Source organism: Ruegeria jejuensis (assembly GCF_041537905.1).
In the GTDB taxonomy this organism is placed as follows: Bacteria; Pseudomonadota; Alphaproteobacteria; order Rhodobacterales; family Rhodobacteraceae; genus Ruegeria_C.
This window is the reverse complement of sequence record NZ_JBGRUO010000061.1, coordinates 1-1,207: the sequence shown is the minus strand read 5'-3', so window position 1 is coordinate 1,207 and position 1,207 is coordinate 1. Positions and strand designations below refer to the sequence as shown.

The window sequence follows — 1,207 nt, the reverse complement described above, 5'->3', positions numbered from 1 at the left end:
GCGCATTTGCGAAGGATCGGGGCTAGGACATTCGACCAGATGTTCGATGCACTCGCCGAAATCTGCAATCTGTTCACATCGCGGGAATGCTGGAATTACTTCTGTGAGGCTGGATATGGATCAGGTTAAAGGCTCGGAACTTTAGCTTACATCCCCCGGGTCAGACCGCGTTTCGGAAATGCGGACGAAGTGAGCTTTCGCTGCGTTCGGCCCAATGTCAGCTTCCCATCTCAAATCCCTGAATGTTTTCCCGTCCAATTTGCTTCAACCGAAACAACCTGACCGCCTTCTGAAAGCCTTACATTGAATGCAAACCCACCGATTCCATAGACTTGCGCAAACCATTTAAACAGCGAGCCTTTGCGGACCTCGTATTGTGTCTCGTACTCTGCTCCGCTCCATTTGGCCGAAAGCGTCTGCATGGGTTGGGTCCGGTATCGAGGCTTATAAGATTCTGAACGGGATCTGTGTGGACCGACCACGTTGAAGCCGTGGTAACCGAACCAGTCTTTAAACAACTGGGTGTCCCCTAAACTACGTGCAATGCGGAAAATGCAGACTTCGGCAGCATGATCAAATCCCACCTGATCCCAATCAATTTTTAAGAGGTTCGGATTTTCTTTATGTTGTTCACTTTTGACAAGACACTCTCGCACATCTGAAAACTTTTTGATCGAGCGCCGGTGGCTTCGCCACTTGTTGCTGCTTTTGTCGACGACCTTTCCGGAGAACATGTAGGGATCGGTAGATTGGTTGGCTAAATGATCATATTCGATCACACAGCTGTCGTCCGCCCGACACTCTGACCAGACGTCTTCAGATGTGCTTTCAGGCCAAGCTCGCGATGCGCTGAAGGAAAGCAGTAACAGAATCGCTGCGTGGAACGGAGTACGCATCATCGCAATTGCAAGTCCAGAACACCCATGGAGATTTTGATACCTTCTCACTCCACCAGCACAAAAATGACCTGAGTAGTAAAGTGAGGTAAACCATACTTTTGAGTCATCGCATTGATTGCGCCGCCTGAAAGCTGCCATTCATAAAGAGCCCAGCATTCGGCAGATTGGGCTCAAGCACTAAATCGCTCCGCGATATGGGCTCTGTTTGGCGTGAGTTGTGCTTACGCGGGATATGTTTCGCGGTTTGTTGAGTTGGGAGTTTCCTGTTGATCGAGGTGATTTTGCCTCGATTGACAGAGGGTTTTCCC

At 49.7% G+C, this 1,207-nt stretch carries 2 protein-coding genes; both read right to left on the bottom strand.

Translation table 11 applies throughout. From position 1 onward, the window contains the following. Nucleotides 1-230: 230 nt before the first annotated feature. Entirely contained in the window at nucleotides 231-1,037 is an 807-nt protein-coding gene (locus AB1E34_RS26080; RefSeq protein ID WP_372575202.1) for a hypothetical protein, read from the bottom strand. Continuing rightward, a partial coding sequence (locus tag AB1E34_RS26075) for a hypothetical protein (RefSeq protein ID WP_372575201.1) occupies nucleotides 1,003-1,207 on the bottom strand: 205 nt, incomplete at its 5' end. The genes AB1E34_RS26080 and AB1E34_RS26075, both read right to left, overlap by 35 nt.

What these genes read in the sequence shown, in the direction of transcription:
- AB1E34_RS26080 (WP_372575202.1), bottom strand. Translation starts at nt 1,037, where the DNA reads ATGGCAGCTTTCAGGCGGCGCAATCAATGCGATGACTCAAAAGTATGG.